Annotated in this window: 15 protein-coding genes, 5 tRNA genes and 1 pseudogene; 9 read left to right on the top strand and 12 right to left on the bottom strand. The window is 61.7% G+C overall.

Annotated elements, in window-relative coordinates; translation table 11 throughout:
• The first annotated feature begins 17 nt into the window (after positions 1-17).
• From C4Q27_RS19425 to C4Q27_RS19415, 3 genes are all read left to right on the top strand, one after another.
• Complete coding sequence (locus C4Q27_RS19425) at positions 18-2,009, top strand: hypothetical protein (protein ID WP_104887213.1); 1,992 nt, start codon at positions 18-20, stop codon at positions 2,007-2,009.
• Between the two features lie 177 nt (positions 2,010-2,186).
• The gene (locus tag C4Q27_RS19420) at positions 2,187-4,361 is read left to right on the top strand and encodes an autotransporter outer membrane beta-barrel domain-containing protein (protein WP_104887212.1); all 2,175 of its coding nucleotides are present in this window, start codon (positions 2,187-2,189) and stop codon (positions 4,359-4,361) included.
• Positions 4,362-4,442: 81 nt separating this feature from the next.
• A complete protein-coding gene (locus tag C4Q27_RS19415) occupies positions 4,443-5,909 on the top strand; it encodes a hypothetical protein (RefSeq protein WP_104887211.1) in 1,467 nt (488 codons plus the stop codon).
• Between the two features lie 230 nt (positions 5,910-6,139).
• Here the strand turns inward: C4Q27_RS19415 and C4Q27_RS19410 are convergent.
• From C4Q27_RS19410 to C4Q27_RS19390, 5 genes are all read right to left on the bottom strand, one after another.
• A tRNA-Gly gene (locus tag C4Q27_RS19410) sits at positions 6,140-6,215 on the bottom strand.
• An 85-nt stretch (positions 6,216-6,300) separates the two neighbouring features.
• A tRNA-Gly gene (locus tag C4Q27_RS19405) sits at positions 6,301-6,376 on the bottom strand.
• 3 nt (positions 6,377-6,379) lie between these two features.
• Positions 6,380-6,455 (bottom strand) — tRNA-Glu (locus C4Q27_RS19400).
• Positions 6,456-6,547: 92 nt separating this feature from the next.
• Positions 6,548-6,623, bottom strand: a tRNA-Gly gene (locus tag C4Q27_RS19395).
• Between the two features lie 2 nt (positions 6,624-6,625).
• Positions 6,626-6,701 (bottom strand) — tRNA-Glu (locus C4Q27_RS19390).
• A 333-nt stretch (positions 6,702-7,034) separates the two neighbouring features.
• Between C4Q27_RS19390 and C4Q27_RS19380 the strand changes: the two genes are divergently transcribed.
• Complete coding sequence (locus C4Q27_RS19380; protein ID WP_020193184.1) at positions 7,035-7,802, top strand: hypothetical protein; 768 nt, start codon at positions 7,035-7,037, stop codon at positions 7,800-7,802.
• A 561-nt stretch (positions 7,803-8,363) separates the two neighbouring features.
• Here the strand turns inward: C4Q27_RS19380 and C4Q27_RS19375 are convergent.
• The gene (locus tag C4Q27_RS19375; RefSeq protein WP_020191218.1) at positions 8,364-8,846 is read right to left on the bottom strand and encodes a GAF domain-containing protein; all 483 of its coding nucleotides are present in this window, start codon (positions 8,844-8,846) and stop codon (positions 8,364-8,366) included.
• The gene (locus C4Q27_RS19370; RefSeq protein WP_020191217.1) at positions 8,847-9,734 is read right to left on the bottom strand and encodes an ATP-binding protein; all 888 of its coding nucleotides are present in this window, start codon (positions 9,732-9,734) and stop codon (positions 8,847-8,849) included. It lies immediately after the preceding gene.
• A gap of 200 nt (positions 9,735-9,934) precedes the next feature.
• Between C4Q27_RS19370 and C4Q27_RS19365 the strand changes: the two genes are divergently transcribed.
• Positions 9,935-12,292, top strand: a complete 2,358-nt coding sequence (locus tag C4Q27_RS19365; protein ID WP_064491527.1) for an ATP-binding protein — start codon at positions 9,935-9,937, stop codon at positions 12,290-12,292.
• Here the strand turns inward: C4Q27_RS19365 and C4Q27_RS19360 are convergent.
• Together C4Q27_RS19360 and msrB are read right to left on the bottom strand one after the other, a co-directional pair.
• Positions 12,282-12,770 carry a glutathione peroxidase gene (locus tag C4Q27_RS19360; protein WP_064491528.1) on the bottom strand — a complete coding sequence of 163 codons (489 nt, stop codon included), beginning with the start codon at positions 12,768-12,770 and terminating at the stop codon, positions 12,282-12,284. The genes C4Q27_RS19365 and C4Q27_RS19360 overlap by 11 nt on opposite strands.
• A gap of 13 nt (positions 12,771-12,783) precedes the next feature.
• A complete protein-coding gene (gene msrB / locus C4Q27_RS19355) occupies positions 12,784-13,179 on the bottom strand; it encodes a peptide-methionine (R)-S-oxide reductase MsrB (protein ID WP_010952901.1) in 396 nt (131 codons plus the stop codon).
• Positions 13,180-13,346: 167 nt separating this feature from the next.
• Here msrB and C4Q27_RS19350 point away from each other — a divergent pair, with 167 nt between their 5' ends.
• Complete coding sequence (locus C4Q27_RS19350; RefSeq protein ID WP_012271123.1) at positions 13,347-14,558, top strand: pyridoxal phosphate-dependent aminotransferase; 1,212 nt, start codon at positions 13,347-13,349, stop codon at positions 14,556-14,558.
• A gap of 530 nt (positions 14,559-15,088) precedes the next feature.
• Complete coding sequence (gene htpX / locus C4Q27_RS19335) at positions 15,089-15,976, top strand: protease HtpX (protein WP_104887210.1); 888 nt, start codon at positions 15,089-15,091, stop codon at positions 15,974-15,976.
• A 95-nt stretch (positions 15,977-16,071) separates the two neighbouring features.
• On the opposite strand, the gene C4Q27_RS19330 is transcribed toward htpX, so the two are convergent.
• The gene (locus C4Q27_RS19330) at positions 16,072-16,722 is read right to left on the bottom strand and encodes a thiopurine S-methyltransferase (RefSeq protein WP_064491743.1); all 651 of its coding nucleotides are present in this window, start codon (positions 16,720-16,722) and stop codon (positions 16,072-16,074) included.
• A 101-nt stretch (positions 16,723-16,823) separates the two neighbouring features.
• Between C4Q27_RS19330 and C4Q27_RS19325 the strand changes: the two genes are divergently transcribed.
• A complete protein-coding gene (locus C4Q27_RS19325) occupies positions 16,824-17,591 on the top strand; it encodes a class III extradiol ring-cleavage dioxygenase (RefSeq protein ID WP_064491742.1) in 768 nt (255 codons plus the stop codon).
• Between the two features lie 141 nt (positions 17,592-17,732).
• Here the strand turns inward: C4Q27_RS19325 and C4Q27_RS19320 are convergent.
• Positions 17,733-19,455 (bottom strand): annotated as a pseudogene (locus tag C4Q27_RS19320) (DEAD/DEAH box helicase).
• A gap of 317 nt (positions 19,456-19,772) precedes the next feature.
• Positions 19,773-20,528, bottom strand: a complete 756-nt coding sequence (locus C4Q27_RS19315; RefSeq protein ID WP_010952896.1) for a spermidine synthase — start codon at positions 20,526-20,528, stop codon at positions 19,773-19,775.
• A gap of 116 nt (positions 20,529-20,644) precedes the next feature.
• Between C4Q27_RS19315 and C4Q27_RS19310 the strand changes: the two genes are divergently transcribed.
• Positions 20,645-21,991: a class II 3-deoxy-7-phosphoheptulonate synthase gene (locus C4Q27_RS19310; RefSeq protein WP_010952895.1), complete on the top strand. Its 1,347-nt coding sequence runs from the start codon at positions 20,645-20,647 to the stop codon at positions 21,989-21,991.
• Positions 21,992-22,494 lie beyond the last annotated feature (503 nt).

Raw genomic sequence — 22,494 nt, 5'->3', positions numbered from 1 at the left:
GTATGGGAGCACTTCGCATGAGTAATGACTCGGCACGTCTACTTGCAGCAAAGGCACGTCTTGACTATCAAAAGCAGCGTGTTGCCAGGTTGGCGGCGCAGCAGGTCGATGCCCTGGCGCCCCCTGAAGTTCAAGGGATAGTCGACCCAGCGGACGGGACCTTGAACAAGGACGTCCTCGATGCGGACCTTGATGTGGTCATACAGGAATGGCTAAACCTGCCCGACCCAATCCTGGGTGACAAGGACACATTGCAACTGGAAATGGCTATCGTTGACGGGCAGGGTGTCGGTGACTTTCTGGAAGTTGGCGCCAGCGCCCAATACGATAAGGACAGTGTATTCCCTACGACGCTGCAGATACCCAAAGCTGATTACCCCCATGACGGCAAGCGCCAACTGCGCTATAGAATCGACAGGTACAATACGCCTACGCCAGAATACTCTCCCGCAATCGATCTGATATTCGATAAAACACCGCCGTGGGATGCTGTTGAACCTGAAGCAGCGGCACTCAATGGAAACGTGGTGACAGACGCTTTTTTCGGCACCAACCCAACCGGCCTGACAGTAACATTACCGCCTTATACTGACCAGGACGTAAAGGATACTTACGCACTTTATTACTCTGACACCGTTCCGGTTGAGGGGCAAATACCACCCGCCATTGGTTATGGCCCACTACCCGCGAACCGGGAACTACTAATAACCAAGGCCGACATAGAAAGGCTGAGTGACGGTCACTTCTACATTGTTTATATCCTGTTGGATAAAGCCACCAACCGCAGCCGCATCTCCAAGATCGCGGAGGTTTATGTAAACCTTGGGTCATTACCCACCGCGCTGCAAGCGCCAGTAGTACCCCTCGCCCAAGGTGATGGCTTGATCGACCTGGCCGATGCGCAGGCAGGCGTCACGGTTGAAGTCGACTATACCAACTACCGAAGAAGCGACATTGTCGAGGTCACCTGGGGCACCTCCAAACCTTTCACCGAAGAGATCGGCTCGCGTGAGCTGCCGCTTTCCATCAGTGTCCCCCACGATCGCCTGCGTGAAGCCTATGGCGCCGCAGATACCGAACTAGAGACCGATGTCAGTTATCGTGTACTGCGCCATGGCGTTCCCTATGGCCCAGAAAGCACCCAGCTCAAGGTTGATTTCTCTGTCGCAGGCCCCGAGCGTCCCGACCCCGACCCCACTTGGCCAGACCCCATCAACAGCAAACTCGACGCCCCCGCGGTCTGGGGCAAGAACTCCCAACAGGAAAACGTGCTGGATCGGAGTGATACCGGCGAGGAGGCCACATTCAAGGTCAAACGTCATGACGATGCCAAAGATACTGACATCATGGAATTCTATTGGGCCGGCACGCTGGTCACCGAGGCCAGGTACGATGTCGATTTAAGCGACCCTGCAGATATCGAGCGACCGCTTCCCTGGACCTACATACTTAATGCCAGCAATAACCCCACGCTACCGGTGCACTACACCATCCGCAAAGCGACCGGGGCAGGTAACGAGCAAAATTCGCCTACTGCAGTGGTCAATGCCAACGCCGTTGTCATCGAGCCGGAGGCTCCCGAGTTTCAACGCCTTTACAATAGTAGATTCCTCAACTGTGAATCCCTTTGGGAAGACCCACTGAACCCAACTGGCGACCCTGCGTTCAAGGTGTTCGTGCCACCGCTGAATCAGTACCTGCCCAATGGCGGTGAGGTAACCCTGACATGGACTGGATGGGGTGGCTACACCGGGGATAATGAGATCCCGGCAGCCAGATTGACCCATCCCCGCACAATCAGCGCAGCAGAAGCGGCTGCGGGCTTTTATTGGGAAGTCAAACCCTACGATCCCCACATCCTCAGTATCTATGACCCCGCTGGTCTTGGTGCGGATGGTCGCGGCCGCGTGCAGTACAGCTTCCAGCACGGGGGAGAAACCGTCACATCGAAAACAGCCGAAGCAGTGGTCAGCCTGGGCACAGGATCAGGCACCTGTCCGATTCCATGAACGGGGCGCCCATGGACGGGCTGGCAAGGTAGCCCGCGCTCATATATAGGAAAAGCCGCAAGCCTAATCAGGCTTTTCCTACAGGAAATGTCCGCTAAATCCATAGACTTCGGCACCAATGGCCAGCCTGCAACAGGCGCTGGCCGGTTCCGACTTGGACAAGACACAGGTATTCGCATGTCAGCATTCTCCCCCTTGCCCCTACGCCAGGTTCTGCGCGCAGCCACATTCGCCCCTGCGCTCCTGCTCAGCCCGGACAGCTGGGCCCAGACACCGATCAAGAATGACACAACGATCGATGGCAGCGCAGCACTTGACAACTACACGGTAATGGACGGCGCCACCCTCACGGCCAACGGCGCCATTACCCGTGACATCAGGGTGCTGGAGGGCTCAAGGCTGGTGCTCAATGGTAGCCAGGTAAACGCCACTGGCAACGCCGCAGGCCTGCGCATCAGCGCGGCCGGGGCCACTATCAGCAACAGCCGCGTGACATCTGCCTTCCAGGGCCTGTCCATAGGCAGCGGCGCACAGGTTGACGCGTTTGACAGCACCATCAGCGGCGGCGCGGTGGGCGCAGTCATCAACAATAGCCTGCTGACGCTGTCAGCCAGCCACGTCACTGGTACCAACACCAACAGTGCCGGGATCAACCTGTTCGATGGCAACCTGCAGGCCACTGCAGGCAGCCGCATCGTCGGCGACCAGGATGGCCTCCGCGTGCGTGGCGACAGCGGCCAGCCCGCCGGAACCAGCACAGTGGTACTGGATGCCAGCCACGTAGAGGGCCTGAACGGTTCTGCCATTGCCGTCGCCACGGCGGGGAACGCACCGGCGAGTGCCAGTATCAAGGTATTGAACGGCTCCACCCTCAAGGCCGGTAATGGCACACTGGTGGAAGTCGGCGCCGTCGGCACCGCCGACATCGTGGTGAGCGCCAGCGCCCTGGAGGGCGATATCGTCGTCGCCGAAGGCGGCAGCGGCAAGCTGACCTTGGCCAACCAGGCAACCCTCAAAGGCCGCCTGGAAAACCTTGACCTGCTGGCCTTGAACAGTGGTGGCCAATGGACCATGACTGGCGACGCACAGCTCAAGGACCTGGCGCTGGACGGCGGTGCAGTGGCGTTTGGTGATAATGGCGAGTTCTACACCTTGCAGGTGGCCAACCTGGAAGGTAGCGGCACCTTCATCATGAACGCCGACTTTGCCGACGGCAAAAGCGACCTGCTCGAGGTGACGGGTACCGCCACCGGCAACCATGAGATCCGCGTGACCAGCACAGGCAAAGACCCGCTGGCCGACACCGAACTGCATCTGGTGCATACCGCCGCAGGCGATGCGAGCTTCTCGCTGGCGGGCGGCCCGGTTGACCTGGGCACCTTCGCCTATGGCCTGACCCAGCGCGGCAATGACTGGTACCTGGACGCCTCGATGCGCTCGCTCAGTAATGGCACCAAGACCATCCTGGCACTGGCCAATACCGCCCCTACCGTCTGGTATGGCGAACTTACCACCTTGCGCAGCCGCATGGGTGAGGTACGCCGTAACGACGGCGCAGCGGGTGGCTGGATGCGCAGCTATGGCAACCAGTTCAACGCTTCTACCTCCGGCTTCGGCTACAAGCAGCAGCAACAAGGGCTGTCGTTCGGTGCCGACGGTCGCCTGCCAATCGGCGATGGCAACTGGCTGGTCGGGGTCACAGCGGGCTACAGCAACTCAGACCTCAACTTGCAGGGCGGCAGCTCGGGCAAGGTCGACAGCTACCACATGGGGGCCTACACCACTTGGCTCGACTCGCAAAACGGCTACTACTTCGATGGCGTTGTAAAAGTCAACCGCTACCAGAACCGTGCCGATGTGCAGTTGAGTGATGGCAGCAAGACCAAAGGCGACTACAGCAATCACGGCATCGGGGTGTCACTGGAGGCCGGTCGGCATATCAAGCTGGAGGATGGTTACTTCATCGAGCCTTATGCCCAACTGGCAGCCATGACCATCGAAGGTCAGTCGTATCACCTGGCCAATGGCTTGCAGGCCAGCGGTGACGACACCCGCTCGCTGCAGGGCAAGCTGGGTACAACTGCCGGGCGCACCTTCGACTACGGCCAGGGCCGCATGATTCAGCCTTATGTACGGGTTGCCGGGGCTCACGAGTTCGTCAACAACAACCGCGTGAAGGTGAACGGCAACAGCCTCGACAATGACCTGGCGGGCTCGCGCGCCGAACTGGGCGCCGGTGTGGTGGCAGCCTGGGACCAGCAATGGCAGGTACATGCGGAGTTCGACTATGCCAACGGCGAGCAGCTCGAACAGCCTTGGGGGGTGAGCGTGGGCGTCCGTTACAACTGGTGATTGCAGCACCCTGCGGCGCCGTCCGGCGCACGCAGGGCACAAATCAGCACTCAATGCTTGTCCTTGACAGGAGACCAAGCCATGCCATTGATTACCCTGATCCGTTCACTCTGGTCCTCGCTCAAGGGGCGGACCACTCAGGCAGACCCACTCGATCCACCCGAGATCGCGGCGCTGCTACCAGACCTAGAGGGTGGCGAAACCCACTTGCTGCGCTTCAGCGCAACCCATCAGCCGCTTGAGGTCAGGTTCAAGATGTGGAAGAACTCCAATCCCGCAATGGATGAGGAAACGCTGACGCTGTACTGGGACGATACAGCAGTCGCTCAAAAGTCATGGACAGCGCCGGTACCCGAGGACGACCTGTTCCTCCATGTACCGCAACACCTGCTGCTCAGCGAGGGGAGACATACCTTGTTTCATGATGTGGAGCTCTACAACGGCAACCATTCGTCTTCACTACCCTTTCACATCACCATCGACCGAACGCCCCCTCAACTACCGGCGGACAACATGCTGGTGTTCGACCCTGAGGTGGTCCAAAACGGTGTCACCGACGCCTATCTGGTGGAGCACAATGAAGAACTGGAGGCCACTGTGCCGCTTTATTCAGGTATCCGTGTAGGTGATGTGCTGACCTGGTATTGGTCCACCTCCCCCTCCGGCATGCACCAGGCGGGGAGCAGGCCCGTAACACAGGAAGACATCAACAAACCGCTGAAGGTGATCATTCCAGGCAAGCACATCCGTGATATGGCTGACGGCCTGCGCTATGCGCGGTACACGGTTCAGGATTATGTGGGCACGCCAGAGCTGCAGTCGCAAATTGTGCTGCTGGACGCCAAACCCACTCCGTTACCCGTGAACTTCTCCACACCCTACCTGAAGGAAACGGGCAGTACGGGAAGCAGCAGCACGCTGGACCCGGTTCGGGCCTCGAATGGCGCAACCGTCATCATAAAAGCGGGTAACCCCTTCGAGCCCGCTGACAGCGTGAGGGTTTACTGGGCAAACCCGGGGGAACACGGCGCCTATGACGCACCCGTCGAGGTGGCTACCGGCGACATTGCCTGCCCCATCCCCAGAACCAACGTTGCGGCACGCATGGGCAGTAGCCTTGCGCTGTATTACACGGTAACCCGTCGCGGCACAACTCATACATCCGGGCTTCACACGCTGACGGTACGAGCCCCCAACAATCTGCCCGCACCTCAGTGTGAGGCGATCCAGGGCGGTGAACTGAGCCTGACTGGGATGGGAGCCCAAGCCACCTTTACCCTCAACATCTGGCCACTCAGGGATACCAGTCAGTTCGTCAGGCTGCACATCACCGGCAAGCGTAACGATGGAGGCAACGGTCCTGTCGTGGTCACAGACGCGACCCCGGTAACGTCGGCAACAGGGATCATGACGGTAGGTTCGGTAACCCCGGCAGCGCTGGGCGTGTTCACGGTCTCTCTTCAGATCGACATCCTGTGCTATTTCAGCGTGGACAACAAACTCACCTGGATCCCGTTCCCTCACGTACCCGTGAAACTGGTGGATTGACAAAACCACTCCCTTGGCTGCTCAAGGAAACCGGCTTCGACAAGGAACCACGCCCTCATAGCCCCCGCAGGCTTTGCACTGTTCGTCTGTGGGAAGGGCGCCTAGCAGTGGCACTTTGAATTTCAAGGCTGATGATGGATTCAGGCAAACTGCGCTGAAACGAAAAAAGACGCCGAAGCGTCTTTTTTCGAGGACTTACAGAATCTCATGCGACTCTGTAGATCTTGATTTGGAGCGGGAAACGAGACTCGAACTCGCGACCCCGACCTTGGCAAGGTCGTGCTCTACCAACTGAGCTATTCCCGCAATTTGAAGCATTACCACGTTCGGCGTGAAGCGCCTTTACAGCCTTCACCACCACTGCACCGCATAGACGCCACAGTATTTAAACTGGAGCGGGAAACGAGACTCGAACTCGCGACCCCGACCTTGGCAAGGTCGTGCTCTACCAACTGAGCTATTCCCGCATTTGGCGTCCCCTAGGGGACTCGAACCCCTGTTACCGCCGTGAAAGGGCGGTGTCCTAGGCCACTAGACGAAGGGGACACACAACACTTTTCAGTGCACCAGAACATGAACCTCACGATTCAGCCTGGATTTTCTTTTCCTGCCCCGCCGTTAAGCAGTGCCGGAGAAACTGGAGCGGGAAACGAGACTCGAACTCGCGACCCCGACCTTGGCAAGGTCGTGCTCTACCAACTGAGCTATTCCCGCATTGGCGTCCCCTAGGGGACTCGAACCCCTGTTACCGCCGTGAAAGGGCGGTGTCCTAGGCCACTAGACGAAGGGGACACGCTGCTGGCATTACTGCCTGCTTTCACTCCCTGCCGCGTTTCGCTGTGTGCTTTACGCTGCAAGTGGCGCGCATTCTATGGATGGTTCGGGAAGGCGTCAACCCCTTTGTAGAAATTTATTTAAATCAATGACTTCCGGGTACACCCAGCGCTGTTTTGGCAAGCCTGCTGGGGTTTGGCGTTGATTTTCTGGCGTCAAGTCAGCATTAATGTGCCAGCATCCAGTCATGGCACAGTTTGCCGATAGAAAAAGAGAATGGCTGTCAGGGCCTCTCGCGAGCACGCTCGCTCCTACACTCAATCATGCAAACCTATTCATGAGGCATTAACGGTGACACCACTTCTGATCACCCTGCTCATCGTGGCGGGCATCGCGTTGCTGATCGTGATCGGCTACCTCAACAATGTGGTCGAGAATGGCAAGCTTGAGCGCGCCCGGATGAAGATCGAGCTCGCCGACCGCCTGCGTCGCTGTGGCGAGATCACCGAGACGTTCCCCGGCCAGTTCATGACCCCGGCCCTCAAGTTGCTGCTGACCCGCCTGGAGCTGAACCTCAACCAGCGCCTGCTGGCGGTGGACAAGCGCAATGCCGAATTCAAGGCGCGCATCGCCGAACTGGAAGGGCTGATTGCCCTGGGTGACAAGATCCCGGTCAACAACCCACCTAACCCGATCCACACCGAGATCAAGGCCAAGGACGTACGCTTCTTGCTGGAGGCGCTGCACAACCAGGTGACCCGCGCTGCCCATGAGGGCTTCTTGCCCGCCGTCGAGGCCAAGCATTGGGTCAAGGAAATCCGTCATATCCTGGTGCTGCTGCATATAGAGTTCTTCAACAACCTCGGCCAACAGGCCCTGCAAAAAGGCCAACCCGGCCAGGCGCGCCTGGCCTTCGAGCGCGGCGTGCAGTATTTGCGCAAGCAGCCGGAGCCGAAGGTGTATGAAGAGCAGCTGACGTATCTTGAGAAACTGTTGGCCCGGGCCAATGCCCAGGTGCTGGACCGCATGGCACCGGCGGAGGACGAGCACAACGAATTGACCGATGGGCTCAAGACCGATGAGGAAGAAACCTGGAAGAAGAAGGTGATCTACGACTGATTGGTTAACCTGTACCCGCGAAAGGGCCGGGGCTGCTGGCCTATATCCCTGGTCATTCATCGTTGACGCCGCCACCGTATTCGCGGGTAAACCCGCTCCTACACGGCGGTGTACCCACATCGGGTGTTGGGCGCAGGCCGTCGTAGGAGCGGGTTTACCCGCGAAAGGGCCGGGGCTGCTGGCCAATATCCCTGGTCATTCATCGTTGCCGCCGCCACCGTATTCGCGGGTAAACCCGCTCCTACACGGCGGTGTACCCACATCGGGTGTTGGGCGCAGGCCGTCGTAGGAGCGGGTTTACCCGCGAAAGGGCCGGGGCTGCTGGCCAATATCCCTGGTCATTCATCGTTGCCGCCGCCACCGTATTCGCGGGTAAACCCGCTCCTACACGGCGGTGGACCCACATCGGGTGTTGGGCGCAGGCCGTCGTAGGAGCGGGTTTACCCGCGAAAGGGCCGGGGCTGCTGGCCAATATCCCTGGTCATTCATCGTTGCCGCCGCCACCGTATTCGCGAGTAAACCCGCTCCTACAAGCGAAGAGGCCGGCACAGGCAACATCGATCAGCAGTCAGTCAACGTCAGAAAGATCGCTGCCAAACGCTCCAGCCCCACCTGATCCGCCTCGCTGAACCGCCCGACCGTCGGGCTGTCCAGGTCCAGCACGCCAATCAACCTGCCGTCCTTCACCAACGGGATCACCAGCTCGCTGTTGGAAGCGCTGTCACAGGCAATGTGGCCCGGGAATGCATGAACATCCTCGACCCGCTGGGTCTGCCGCGTTGCCGCCGCAGCCCCGCACACACCTTTACTGAACGGAATACGCACACACGCCACCTGGCCCTGGAACGGGCCCAGTACCAGCTCTTCGTTGCGGTTGAGGTAGAACCCCGCCCAGTTCAGGTCGTCCACCTGGTTATACAGAAACGCGGAAAACTGCGCGGCGTTGGCGATGAAGTCACGCTCGTCGGCGAACAGCGCCTGCACTTGCGCCGCCAGCAGGTTATAGCCGTCGAGGCCGGCGCCACTGGCATTGAGGTCGATCATTTACTTTTGCTCCAGCAATTGCAGCCCGACCCAGTAGCGGGCGAACTGATAGGCACAACGGCCATTACGGTTACCGCGGCCGGTGGCCCAGCGCACGGCGAGGATGTCGAGTTCTTCGGTGCGCTGCCACACAAGGCCCGCAGGTTGTGCCAACTGGCCAATCCAGTGCTCGACAACGTTCAGGAAGTGGTCCTGGGTGAACGGGTAGAACGACAGCCACAGGCCAAAACGGTCAGACAGGGCAATCTTGTCCTCCACCGCTTCGCTGGGGTGCAGTTCGCCGTCGACACGCTTCCAGTTCTCGTTGTCGCTTTCCTTCTCGGGCACCAGGTGGCGGCGGTTGGAGGTGGCGTACAGCAGCACATTGTCCGGGGCCTGCTCCAGCGAGCCGTCGAGCACGCTCTTGAGCACCCGGTAGTCACCCTCCCCGGCTTCGAACGACAGGTCGTCGCAGAACAGGATGAAGCGTTGCGGCAGCTTCTGCAGCTGCTCGACCACCCGTGGCAGGTCGGCCAGGTGGTCACGTTCAATTTCGATCAGGCGCAGGCCGGCGCTGGCGTGCTCGGCCAGCAGGGCACGTACCAGCGACGACTTGCCGGTACCACGCGAGCCCCACAGCAACGCGTGGTTGGCTGGCAGGCCGTTGATGAACTGGTGGGTGTTGCGGCCCAGCTGGTCGCGCTGTTTGTCGACGCCGATCAGGTCGGTCAGGCGGATGTCCAGGCTGACGTCCAGCGGCAGCAGGTAGCCGCTGCGGCCATCACGCTGCCAGCGCGCGGCCAGTGTGGTGCCCCAGTCGATGTGCGGGCGTTGTGCCGGCAACAGGGGTTCAAGGCGCGCCAGTACCGATTCGGCGCGGTCCAGAAAAGCGATCAAGCGAGCGTCCATGACGACTCCTAACAATTTCAGTTTTTTGGGGGCCGCTGCGCGCCCCTTCGCGGGCTTGCCCGCTCCCACAGGGCTTGCAGCCTGGGGCTAAGCTGTACCTGTGGGAGCGGGCAAGCCCGCGAAGGGGCGCCAAGCGACCCCCGCTTGGCGATCAACTGAAATGAACAGACAGACCCACCAGCAGCCAGGGCTATTCGGCTATGCTTGCGCAGCGCAAGGAACGGGAAACCGGCTCGGGACTCATGGATATCAAGTTCACCAATCGCCTGTCATACAAGCAAGCCCGGTTGACAGTCCTGGTCGGCTTCATCCTGGGAACATTGCTCAGTCTCATCCAGATCGGCATCGATTATGCCAGCGAAGACGCGTCCATCAACCGTGAAGTGAACGCGTTGCTGCAAATCAGCCACAACCCGGCCTCGCGCATCGCCTACAACATCGACTCGGAACTGGCGCTGGAGCTGACCCGCGGCCTGCTGCAGTCGCCGGCCGTCATCCGCGCGCGGCTGATCGACAACAACGAAACGGTGCTGGCCGATGTCGAGCGGCCAAAACTGCAGGACCGCTCCCGGCCACTCAGCGACTTCCTGTTCGGCGAGCAACGCCAGTTCAAGGAGCGCCTGTACCTGACCCACATGCCAGAGGAATACCTGGGCACCCTGTACCTGGACATCGACACCTTCGCCTTCGGCAGCCGCTTTCTCGACCGTGCCGGCATCACCCTGCTCAATGGCTTTGCCCGCAGCCTGGTGCTCACCGGCCTCCTGCTGGCGCTGTTCTACATGATGCTGACCAAGCCGCTGGTGACGGTGATTGGCGCACTCAGCGGCAGCGATCCGCGCAAACCCCGGCAAACTCGCCTGGAATGCCCACACGGACACGAGCATGACGAAATCGGCGTGCTGGTGAAGGTCGCCAACCAGCAGTTCGTCAGCATGGCCACCGAGATCGAACAGCGGCGCACCGCGGAAAACCGCCTGACCCAGTACCTGAACGAGCTGGAAGACATCGTGTCGGCGCGCACCAACGAGCTCAAGGCCAGCAACAGCAGCCTGAGCCTGTCCAACCAGGAGCTGGAACAAGCCCGCAGCCGAGCGCTGGACATGGCCCAGGCACGCGCCGCCTTCCTGGCCAACATGAGCCACGAAATCCGCACCCCGCTCAACGGCATGCTCGGCATGATCGCCCTGGCGCTGGACAACCCGCTGCCCAGCGAGCAACGCCAGCAACTGGCTATCGCCCATGACTCGGGCAAGGTGCTGGTAGAGCTGCTGAACGATATTCTCGACTTGTCCAAGTTCGATGCCGGCCAGCTGGAGCTGGAACGCATTGCGTTCGACATGGGCTCGATGGTGGAAGACACCGCCAACCTGCTGTCGCAGAACACCGCGCAAAGCGTGGAGCTGACCTGCCTGATCGACAGCGACTTCCCCAGCAGCGTGCTTGGCGACCCCACGCGTGTGCGGCAGATCGTCAGCAACCTGCTGTCCAACGCGCTGAAATTCACCCGCTTCGGCCGCGTCGACGTGCGCCTGGCGGCCATTGTCGGTGGTGTGCGTCTGGAGGTACGGGATACCGGCATCGGCATCCCCGAAGACGCCCAGGCGCGCATCTTCCAGCCTTTCACCCAGGCCGGCGCCGGCATCACCCGCCAGTACGGTGGCACCGGCCTGGGCCTGGCGCTGACGCGCAACCTGTGCAAGGCCATGCAGGGCCACCTGCACATTCGCTCCGAGCCGGGCTTTGGCAGCTGTTTTACCGCCGAGTTGCCACTGACCGTGCACACCGAAGCCATCCCGCCAGTGCCCTTGCATGGCCGCGTGGCCGCACTGAGCGCAGCCGGCAGCGGGCTCAATGAACTGTTGCAGCACTTGTTGCCCGCCTGGGGCCTGACCTACCAGCGCCATGACAGTTGCACCACGCTGGATGCGGCAGTGATCGACCTGTTGATCACCGACGACGTCGAGCACCTGTTCGAACTGCGCCCGGCATTGAAAACCCCGATTCTGCTGGTGACTGCCTACGGCAACTTCCTGCCCAACGAGCAGTCCCTGGCTTTGGCCCCGCTGCACCAGTTGGCCCGACCATTGGCACGCAACGCCCTGTACCAGACCCTGCGCCGCACCTTGCAAGGCCATGAGCCCGAACACCCGCTGGCCATCCCGGCCATTACCCAGGAACAAGGCCGTGCGAGGATCCTGCTGGTAGAGGACAACCCGGTGAACCAGCTGGTGGCCAAGGGCATGCTGGCCAAGCTCGGCTGCCAGGTGCAACTGGCCACCCAGGGCGCGGAGGCCCTTGAGCTGCTGGCGCGTGAGGAATTCGACCTGGTGCTGATGGACTGCAACATGCCGGTGATGGACGGCTACGAGGCCAGCCGGCGTATCCGCCAAAGCGGCCGCTGGCCCGAGTTGCCCATCGTCGCCCTCACCGCCAACGCCATGCCCGAAGAACGCGAACGCTGCCGGGCGGCGGGCATGAACGACTACCTGGCCAAGCCATTCCGCCGCGAAGAGCTAATGGCCCTGGTCGACCATTGGGTGCCCTTCAGCGGCTGAGCAAACGCTCGATGTCCGCCTCCAGGGCCTGTGGCTTGGTGGTGGGGGCATAGCGCTTGACCTGGCCACTGGCCGGGTCGACCAGAAACTTGGTGAAGTTCCACTTGATCTTCTGGCTACCCAAAATACCCGGCGCGCGCTGCTTGAGTTCGACGAACAGAGGGTGAGCGCCCGGGCCGTTGACCTCGACCTTGCGAAACAGCGGAAAACTCACGCCGAAATTACGCTCACAGAACTGCGCAATTTCCCGCGCATCGCCAGGTTCCTGCTTGCCGAACTGGTTGCACGGGAAACCCAGTACCATCAGGCCACGGTCGCGGTAGGCCTGCCACAGTTGCTCCAGGCCCTTGTACTGCGGGGTAAAACCGCACTGGCTGGCGGTATTGACCACCAACAGCACCTTGCCCGGGAAGTCGCCGAGCGTCTTGTGCTCGCCGCCCAGGGTCACGCAGGGAATGTTCAGCATCGTTGCAGCCATGGTCGGGCTCCGGTCAGTCGCGCGGACGAAGGTCGATGCACACCGAGTTGATGCAGTAGCGCAGGCCGGTCGGTGGCGGGCCATCAGGGAACACATGCCCCAGGTGCGCGTCACAACGGGCGCAGGTGACCTCGGTGCGGATCATGCCGTGGGACGTGTCGCGGATCTCGATCATCGCGCTGTCCTCGATCGGCGCGTAGAAGCTCGGCCAGCCGCAGCCGGCGTCGAACTTGGTCTGCGCATCGAACAGCGGCAGGCCGCAACAGATGCAGTGGTAGATGCCGTCGCGGCGCTCGCTGTTGTACTTGCCGCTGAATGGCCGTTCGGTGCCCTTGAGGCGGCAGACCTGGTACTGCTCGGGGTCGAGCATCGACCGCCATTCGTCCAGGGTTTTTTCGATCTTTTTCATGTAGGGACCTCGGCAGGCTGAATTTCACCCCGCACCGTCTTTTCCGGGGCGCGGGTGGCACGTATATTAGTTGGCTTCGTGTGCCAGGCGTTCAGTCTGGCACCCGCTTCCTGCCCTTTCAAACCTTTCGGCGGGGCGTAGCGCGTTTTCTCAATCGGGATCCCATCATGCAGTTCAGCAAATCGAACAAGCTCGCCAATGTCTGCTACGACATTCGCGGCCCAGTGCTCAAGCACGCCAAACGCCTGGAGGAGGAAGGTCACCGCATCCTCAAGCTGAACATCGGCAACCCGGCGCCGTTTGGCTTCGAGGCGCCTGATGAAATCCTTCAGGATGTGATCCGCAACCTGCCCACCGCACAGGGCTACAGCGACTCCAAAGGCCTGTTCAGCGCACGCAAGGCGGTGATGCAGTACTGCCAGCAGAAAGAAATCGAAGGCGTCACCATCGAGGACATCTACCTGGGTAATGGTGTGTCCGAGCTGATCGTCATGTCGATGCAGGCGCTGCTCAACAACGGCGACGAAGTGCTGATCCCGGCCCCCGACTACCCACTGTGGACAGCCGCCGTGAGCCTGGCCGGCGGCAAGCCGGTGCACTACCTGTGCGACGAGCAGGCCGACTGGTTCCCGGACCTTGAGGACATCAAGGCCAAGATCACCCCGAACACCAAGGCGCTGGTGATCATCAACCCGAACAACCCGACCGGCGCGGTCTACTCCAAGGAGCTGCTGCTGGGCATGCTGGAGCTGGCGCGCCAGCACAACCTGGTGGTGTTCTCCGACGAGATCTACGACAAGATCCTGTACGACGAAGCCGTGCACATCAGCACCGCCTCGCTGGCCCCGGACCTGCTGTGCCTGACCTTCAACGGCTTGTCCAAGTCGTACCGGGTGGCGGGTTTCCGCTCCGGCTGGCTGATCATCTCCGGGCCCAAGCACCACGCACAAAGCTACATCGAAGGCATCGACATGCTGGCCAACATGCGCCTGTGCGCCAACGTGCCGGCCCAGCATGCCATCCAGACCGCGCTGGGCGGCTACCAGAGCATCAACGACCTGGTGCTGCCGCCAGGCCGCCTGCTGGAGCAACGCAACCGCACCTACGAACTGCTCAACGACATCCCTGGCGTCAGCTGCGTGAAGCCGATGGGTGCGCTGTATGCGTTCCCGCGGATCGACCCGAAGGTTTGCCCGATCCTCAACGACGAGAAGTTCGCCCTTGACCTGCTACTGTCGGAGAAGCTGCTGATCGTACAAGGAACGGCGTTCAACTGGCCCTGGCCGGACCACTTCCGCGTGGTGACCTTGCCGCGGGTGGATGACCTGGAAGCGGCAATTGGCCGGATCGGCAATTTCCTGAAGGGTTATTCGCAGTAGGGTTCGACGGGGGGGGGCGCCGGGGGGCGCCGGGGGGCGCCGGGGGCGACGAGAGGTTCGACGCGGGGTTGGTGGTGGGGCGTAGATCGAGCGCCGCCCGCGCGGCGCTTCGCGGGTAAACCCGCTCCTACGTTTGTTTCGGGCCAGTCCATCCTGTGCCAGGCGCGCGCGATCGCCTTGTTTGTACGACGCGATATCGAGGCATGCGCCAGGGCGTTCGCGCGCAAATCCCACAGGCATAATTGGCCCGAAACAAACGTAGGAGCGGGTTTACCCGCGAAGCGCCGCGCGGGCGGCGCTCGATCTCACAGGCGCCACACCACTTGCGGCAAACCCCCAGCGGCCTTGACGCAGCCCCAAGCCGAATGTTTCTTACATCCTGCAACGCTCTATCCCACAGCCCCCACGCCATCCTCTGCCATACTCCGCCGTACACAGTTTGAAATAGTCCCCCGATTGAATCGGCGCGGCAGGCCCCTTATATACCCCGCAGTAAGCGACAACTCATCCGTCAGGAGAACGTAACAACCATGATGCGCATTCTGTTGTTTGTAGCCACCAACCTCGCGGTGGTGCTGGTTGCAAGCATTACCCTGAGCCTGTTCGGTTTCAACGGGTTCATGGCCGCCAACGGGGTCGACCTGAACCTCAGCAGCCTGCTGGTGTTCTGCGCCGTGTTCGGCTTTGCCGGCTCCCTCGTCTCGCTGTTCATCTCCAAGTGGATGGCGAAGATGACCACCGGCACCCAGATCATCAGCCAGCCGCGCACCCGCCACGAGCAGTGGCTGCTGCAAACGGTCGAAGAGCTGTCCCGCGAAGCGGGCATCAAAATGCCTGAGGTGGGTATCTTCCCGGCTTACGAGGCCAACGCCTTCGCCACCGGCTGGAACCGCAACGACGCGCTGGTCGCGGTGTCCCAGGGCCTGCTGGAGCGCTTCTCGCCCGATGAAGTGCGCGCGGTACTGGCCCACGAAATCGGCCACGTTGCCAACGGCGACATGGTCACCCTGGCGCTAGTGCAGGGCGTGGTGAACACCTTCGTGATGTTCTTTGCGCGCATCATCGGCAACTTTGTGGACAAGGTCATCTTCAAGAATGAAGAGGGCCAAGGCATTGCCTACTATGTGGCGACCATTGTTGCCGAGCTGATCCTTGGCATCCTGGCCAGCATGATCGTGATGTGGTTCTCGCGCCGCCGCGAATTCCGCGCCGACGAAGCCGGTGCGCAGTTGGCCGGTAACGCGGCAATGATCGGCGCCCTGCAGCGCCTGCGCGTGGAACAAGGCCTGCCAGTGCACATGCCGGACACCATGAAGGCTTTCGGCATCAATGGCGGCCTCAAGCACGGCCTGGCCGGGTTGCTGATGAGCCACCCACCGCTGGAAGACCGCATCGAGGCCCTGCGTCAGCGCGGCTGATTCACCTGAGAAAACAAAGGGCGACTTCGGTCGCCCTTTTTTATTCCCGGCCTTACGCAGCCTTCTGTGGGAGCGGGTCAGCCTGCCCTACCTGCTTACCGGCTGAGCCGGTACACCCGCTCCAACAAACTCGACGCCCCGGCCTGCACAAACTTCGGGCTGTCCTCAATCACCTCCACAGCCTCCAGCTGCTCCACCTGCCACCCCGCAAACCCCTGTCTCAGCTCTTCATCCCTGACCGAAAACGGCGGCCCGGCCAACAACGACTGGTCATACTCCAGCGTCACCACCAACCCACGGCAATTCGCCGGCAGCAAACCCGACAACAGCTGCATATACCGCGCACGCATCTGCACCGGCAGCGCAATCACCGCCGCCCGGTCATACAGCCCCACGCAGTCAGCCACATCCTCTGCCCGCAAGGCAAAGAAGTCGCCACACCACAGCTGTACATCCCCACTGCGCCAAACCTCGAATGCGCCCTGCTGCCGCACTTCGGCCTCAAGCCCGTGCTCACGGAAAAAATCCTCCACCGCCCGCCGCGACAGCTCCACACCCAATACGCGATGGCCCTGCCCTGCCAGCCAGGCCAAGTCCAGGCTCTTGCCGCACAACGGCACCAGCACGCGGCTGCCGGGCGCCAACTGCAACTGTGGCCAATACGTCTGCAGATAGGGGTTCACCTGCGCCTGGTGAAAGCCGATCTGGTTGTCGGCCCACCGCTGCTGCCAGAACGCTGGTTCCATGATTACTCCCGATTTTTAGATGATTTGTCGGTAAAACTTGGTTTGGATTTCGATCTGTAGTTAATCGATGATGGTTGCATCTTAACCTTCAGGACCCCGCCATGCTGCCCAGCCTGTTCATTTCCCATGGTTCCCCCATGCTTGCCCTGCAACCCGGCGCCAGCGGGCCGGCACTGTCCGGGTTGGCCAACGCGCTGCCCCGGCCGAAAGCGATCGTGGTGGTGTCGGCACACTGGGAAAGCCGCGAGCTGCTGGTCACCGGCAGCGAACAGCCCGAAACCTGGCATGACTTCTACGGCTTCCCACCGGCCCTGTATGCGGTGCAGTACCCGGCGCCGGGCGAGCCCGGGCTTGCTGGTCAGGTCAGTGAGCGGTTGAAGGCTGCGGGGTTACCCGCGCGGCTGGACATGCAACGCCCATTCGACCATGGCGCCTGGGTGCCGCTGTCGCTGATGTACCCGGATGCCAGCATTCCCGTGGTGCAGGTTTCCCTGCCCAGCCACATGGGGCCGGCGCTGCAGCTGAAGGTGGGCCAGGCACTGGCGGGGTTGCGTGCCGAGGATGTACTGCTGATAGGTTCGGGCAGCATTACCCACAACCTGGGTGAGCTGGACTGGCATGCAGGGCCGGATGTGATCGAGCCGTGGGCGCTGGCGTTCAGGGATTGGGTGGTAGACCGGCTGCAGGAGGATGACCAGGCGGCGTTGCTGGATTACCGGCAGCAGGCGCCGTTTGCGGTGCGCAACCATCCCAGTGATGAGCATTTGCTGCCGCTGTTCTTTGCCCTCGGGGCCGGGAGCAAGTTCGGCGTGGTGCATCAGGGGTTTACCCTGGGCGCGCTGGGGATGGACATCTATCGGTTCGACTGAAGGGCCCTTTCGCGGGCTTGCCCGCTCCCACAGGTACCCCACAGATTTCAGTACCTGTGGGAGCGGGCAAGCCCGCGAAAGGGCCGGTACAGGCAAAAAAAATCCCCGACCTAAGCCGGGGATTTTTCCGTTACGCCAGGATCAATCCTCGCGGTAGCGACGCAGCTTCAGCTGCTTGCCAGCCACGCGGGTGTCCTTGAGCTTGGACAGCAGCTTCTCGAGGCCGTCTTCCGGCAGCTCGACCAGGCTGAAGCTGTCGCGCACCTGGATGCGGCCGATAGCGTCACGCGCCAGGCCACCTTCGTTGAGGATCGCACCCAGCAGGTTCTTGGCAGCGATGCCATCACGGGCACCCAGGGCGGTACGGCAACGCACGCGGCCTTCGGCCAACGGCAGCGGTGCACGGCGCTCACGGTCACCACGGTCACCACGGTCAGGACGCTCGCCACGCTCACCGCGCTCGGTACGCTCACCACGCGGGGCGAAGCTCGGCACCAGCGGCTGCTCACGCTCTACCGCCGCCAGGTCCAGCGCCTGGCCATTGGTGGCCTTGCGCAGCAGGGCCGAAGCCAGGGCACGCGCGCTGCAACCCAGGTCGGTGGTCAGGCGGTCGAACAGCTCGCCGTGGGTGGCTTCTGCTTCGGCTACCAGCGGCGCCAGGCTCGAGGTCAGCTTCTTGATGCGGGCATCCAGCACGGCCTGGGCATTCGGCAGGCGCGCTTCGGCAACCTTCTGCCCGGTAACACGCTCGATCACCTGCAGCATGCGGCGCTCACGCGGGGTAACCAGCAACAGTGCACGGCCATCGCGACCGGCACGGCCAGTACGGCCGATACGGTGTACGTAGGACTCCGGGTCGTACGGCATGTCAACGTTGAACACGTGAGTGATGCGCGGTACGTCCAGGCCTCGGGCAGCGACGTCGGTGGCGACGACGATGTCCAGGCGGCCATCCTTGAGCGAGTCGATCACGCGCTCACGCTGGTTCTGAGCGATATCGCCGTTCAGTGCAGCAGCCTTGTAGCCTTTGGCTTCAAGCGCGGCGGCCAGGTCCAGGGTGGCTTGCTTGGTACGCACGAAGGCGATCAGCGCGTCGAACTCTTCCACTTCCAGCAGACGCAGCACAGCCGGGATCTTCTGGTCCGCGTGGACCATCAGGTGGGCCTGCTCGATCGCGGTAACGGTCTGGGTCTTGGTCTGGATCTTGACGTGCTTGGGTTCACGCAGGTGACGCTCGGCGATCGAACGGATCGAAGACGGCAGGGTTGCGGAGAACAGTACGGTCTGACGGGTAGCCGGGATTGCGTCGAAGATCACTTCGAGGTCGTCCATGAAGCCCAGCTTCAGCATCTCGTCGGCTTCGTCCAGTACCAGGTACTGTACAGTCGACAAGACTTTTTCGTCACGACGCAGGTGGTCGCACAGACGGCCCGGGGTGGCCACGACGATTTGCGCGCCGTTGCGGATCGCACGCAGCTGTGGGCCCATCGGGGCACCACCGTAGACGGCGACAACGTTCACGCCCGGCATCTGCTTGGCGTAGGTTTCGAAAGCGGTAGCAACTTGCAGCGCCAACTCACGGGTTGGCGCCAGGATCAGGGCTTGCGGTTCGCGCTTGCTCACATCGATCTTGTTCAGGATCGGCAGGGCGAAGGCAGCGGTTTTGCCGGTGCCAGTCTGCGCCTGGCCGATCATGTCGTGACCGGCGAGGATGATCGGGATCGATTGTTGCTGAATGGCGGACGGCTCTTCGTAGCCGGTAGCCACAACGGCAGCAACAATGTTCGGGTTAAGATCGAGAGCGGCGAAGCCGCCGGTTTCCTGGGTCATGGGTCTGCCTCTAGGTGCATCCGCAAAGACCCATGCTCCAAAGCTGCACATGCCTTGAAAGACCGTCAGGTCACCCAGGCAGCTTTGGCGGCGGGGATTTGCGAAAACGATTGAAAAAGAAAACTTGGGAAGGTCCGCCTAGCGGACGCGCAGCCGAAGCTGGACTCGGAGGATTTGCACCACCTGATTTTGAGGTCCGCTAAAAGACCGGCGCGTACTATACCTGAAATAGTCGCGTACGTGAGGAAAATTTTCATGGAGGCAGGGCCAGTATCGGGCCATCGCGCACGACAGGCTGAATCGATAATCCCCTGAAGCCTTACGCGCTCGGTGTCGGCGCGCGTCAGCCACTCACGTAGCCGGCCGAATCTCGCGGATCAGCCCATCGAGGCTGTACCCCAAACGCGGCGCCAGCGCCTCGGCCCGGGCTCTCAAACCGTCCAGGTCCAGCGACTGCTCCAGGTCTGCCGGCACCAGCAGAATCACATTGCCCTCCTTCACAGGCAGCTCCCAGTAATGCCGGTGGTACAACCCGCGCAGCAACGCCGCGCCCAGCGGCCTGCCATCATCGGTGGCCCACTGGTTGATCACCAGCCAGCCGCCCGGGTTCAGGTGCTGCTGGCAGTTCTCCAGGAAGTTCCACGCCAGGTGCCCGACCCCAGGACCATGGTCGGTGTACAAGTCAACGAACAGCAGGTCGGCCTTCTCTGCCGTGGGCAGCAGCTCCAGGGCATCGCCGATGCGCACATACAGCCGCGGGTCGTCATCCAGGCCCAGGTAATCCATGGCCAGGCGCGGCACATCCGGGCGCAGTTCGATGGCCTCGATGTCTTCCAGCGGCAGGAACTTCATGCAGGCCTGGGTCAGCGTGCCGGCGCCCAGGCCCAGAAACAGTGCGCTCTCCGGCGATTCGTGGCACAGCGCCCCCACCAGCATGGCGCGGGTATAGTCGTACTCCAGCCAGCTGGGGTCGGCGGTGAACACGCAGCTTTGCTCGATCGCATCGCCGAATTCCAGAAAGCGGTAGTCGTCTACTTCGTACACGCTGATGACGCCAAACGCATCCTCCACCCGTGCCAGCAGCCGCTCTTGCCGTTCCGCCGTCATGTCCACCACCCACCTGCGCAAAAACGCGCATTGTCCGCCAACACCCTTGATGCAACAAGCGCAGCGCCAACTGTTACCATGGCTCATAGCCTACAACCGACAAGACCGAGCCCAAGATGAACCAACCGTGGAGCCCCGACAGCTGGCGCGCCCTGCCGATCCAGCAGCAACCGACCTACCCCGATGCCGCGCACCTGCTGAAGGTTGAACAGACCCTGGCCAGCTACCCGCCGCTGGTGTTCGCGGGTGAGGCGCGCGAGCTGCGCCGGCAGTTCGCCGAGGTCACCGAAGGCCGTGCCTTCCTGCTTCAGGGCGGCGATTGCGCCGAGAGCTTCGCGGAGTTCTCGGCTGCAAAAATCCGTGACACCTTCAAGGTGCTGCTGCAAATGGCCATTGTCATGACCTTTGCCGCCGGCTGCCCGGTGGTGAAAGTGGGGCGTATGGCCGGGCAGTTCGCCAAACCGCGCTCATCTGGCGATGAAACCATCGGCGACGTCACCCTCCCCGCCTACCGTGGCGACATCGTCAACGGCATCGGCTTCGACGCCAAAAGCCGCATTCCGGACCCGGAACGCCTGCTGCAGGCCTACCACCAGGCCACCGCCAGCCTCAACCTGCTGCGTGCGTTCGCCCAGGGCGGGTTTGCCGACCTGCATCAGGTGCACAAGTGGAACCTGGACTTCATCGCCAACTCGGCGCTGGCCGACAAGTACCACCAATTGGCCAATCGCATCGATGAAACCCTGGCGTTCATGCGTGCCTGTGGCCTGGACAGTGCGCCGCAACTGCGCGAAACCAGCTTCTTCACGGCTCACGAAGCGCTGCTGCTGAACTATGAAGAAGCCTTCGTGCGCCAGGACAGCCTGACTGGCGACTACTACGACTGCTCGGCGCACATGCTGTGGATTGGCGACCGCACCCGCCAGCTCGATGGGGCTCATGTGGAGTTCCTGCGTGGCGTGCACAACCCGATTGGGGTCAAGGTTGGCCCGAGCATGAACCCCGAAGAGCTGATCCGCCTGATCGACACGCTCAACCCGGCGAACGACCCGGGGCGTCTGAACCTGATCGTGCGCATGGGCGCGGGCAAGGTTGGCGACCACTTGCCGGGGCTGATCCGCACTGTCGAGCGCGAGGGGCGCAAGGTGCTGTGGAGTTCCGATCCGATGCACGGCAACACCATCAAGGCCAGCAGCGGTTACAAGACCCGCGATTTTGCGCAGATTCTGGATGAGGTGAAGCAGTTCTTCCAGGTACACCAGGCCGAGGGCAGCCATGCTGGCGGTATCCATATCGAGATGACTGGGCAGAACGTCACCGAATGCATCGGCGGTGCCCGGCCGATCACCGAGGATGCGTTGTCTGACCGGTATCACACCCATTGTGATCCGCGGATGAATGCTGATCAGTCGCTGGAGTTGGCATTCCTGATTGCCGAAACCCTCAAGCAAGTGCGGCGCTGAGCGCTTTTCGCTTTTCGCTTTTCGCTTTTGATCTTGCTTCTAAGCGCGCGGTAGTCCAGGCGACGCAGATTGCGACTTCAGGAGGCCGAGTGGAGGCCTTGCGGAGGGAGATGACGGGCATGGATGCCCGTCAAGCGCTGAGGCCCCATGGATGGGGCCTGCAGCGCGTGCTCCCGGGAGCAAGGCCGGAGCGAGGGGACCCCGGAGCGCAGCGTAGGGGCCGGATGATGGGAGCCGACGGTTTTTGGTCCCTTTTTGCCACGACAAAAAGGGACCCGCCGTAAGGGCGGAAAGGTGAGTTGGCGTCGCCATCGCAAACGGACTGTACGCTCGATCAGAACCAGCGCTTAAGCTTTGAGCTTTTGGGCCTTTGGGTTGTGCGCTTTCACATCAAGTAGACATTCATTCACGATGGAGGCGCCTATTCACCCTTCCGCCCTTCCGGCGGGTTACTTTGGTCGTGGCCAAAGTAACCAAAACCGTCGGCTCCCATCATCCGGCCC

The organism is Pseudomonas sp. SWI36 (assembly GCF_002948105.1).
Lineage (GTDB): Bacteria > Pseudomonadota > Gammaproteobacteria > Pseudomonadales > Pseudomonadaceae > Aquipseudomonas > Aquipseudomonas alloputida.
This window is presented reverse-complemented; position numbering and strand designations above follow the sequence as displayed.

Bases quoted from the DNA above. Each gene is read 5' to 3' on its own strand.
- C4Q27_RS19330 (WP_064491743.1), bottom strand. From the start codon at position 16,722: ATGGAACCAGCGTTCTGGCAGCAGCGGTGGGCCGACAACCAGATCGGC.
- C4Q27_RS19360 (WP_064491528.1), bottom strand. From the start codon at position 12,770: ATGGCTGCAACGATGCTGAACATTCCCTGCGTGACCCTGGGCGGCGAG.
- C4Q27_RS19415 (WP_104887211.1), top strand. From the start codon at position 4,443: ATGCCATTGATTACCCTGATCCGTTCACTCTGGTCCTCGCTCAAGGGG.
- C4Q27_RS19420 (WP_104887212.1), top strand. From the start codon at position 2,187: ATGTCAGCATTCTCCCCCTTGCCCCTACGCCAGGTTCTGCGCGCAGCC.
- C4Q27_RS19310 (WP_010952895.1), top strand. From the start codon at position 20,645: ATGAACCAACCGTGGAGCCCCGACAGCTGGCGCGCCCTGCCGATCCAG.
- C4Q27_RS19350 (WP_012271123.1), top strand. From the start codon at position 13,347: ATGCAGTTCAGCAAATCGAACAAGCTCGCCAATGTCTGCTACGACATT.
- htpX (WP_104887210.1), top strand. From the start codon at position 15,089: ATGATGCGCATTCTGTTGTTTGTAGCCACCAACCTCGCGGTGGTGCTG.
- C4Q27_RS19425 (WP_104887213.1), top strand. From the start codon at position 18: ATGAGTAATGACTCGGCACGTCTACTTGCAGCAAAGGCACGTCTTGAC.
- C4Q27_RS19365 (WP_064491527.1), top strand. From the start codon at position 9,935: ATGCTTGCGCAGCGCAAGGAACGGGAAACCGGCTCGGGACTCATGGAT.
- C4Q27_RS19315 (WP_010952896.1), bottom strand. From the start codon at position 20,528: ATGACGGCGGAACGGCAAGAGCGGCTGCTGGCACGGGTGGAGGATGCG.
- C4Q27_RS19370 (WP_020191217.1), bottom strand. From the start codon at position 9,734: ATGGACGCTCGCTTGATCGCTTTTCTGGACCGCGCCGAATCGGTACTG.
- C4Q27_RS19325 (WP_064491742.1), top strand. From the start codon at position 16,824: ATGCTGCCCAGCCTGTTCATTTCCCATGGTTCCCCCATGCTTGCCCTG.
- msrB (WP_010952901.1), bottom strand. From the start codon at position 13,179: ATGAAAAAGATCGAAAAAACCCTGGACGAATGGCGGTCGATGCTCGAC.
- C4Q27_RS19375 (WP_020191218.1), bottom strand. From the start codon at position 8,846: ATGATCGACCTCAATGCCAGTGGCGCCGGCCTCGACGGCTATAACCTG.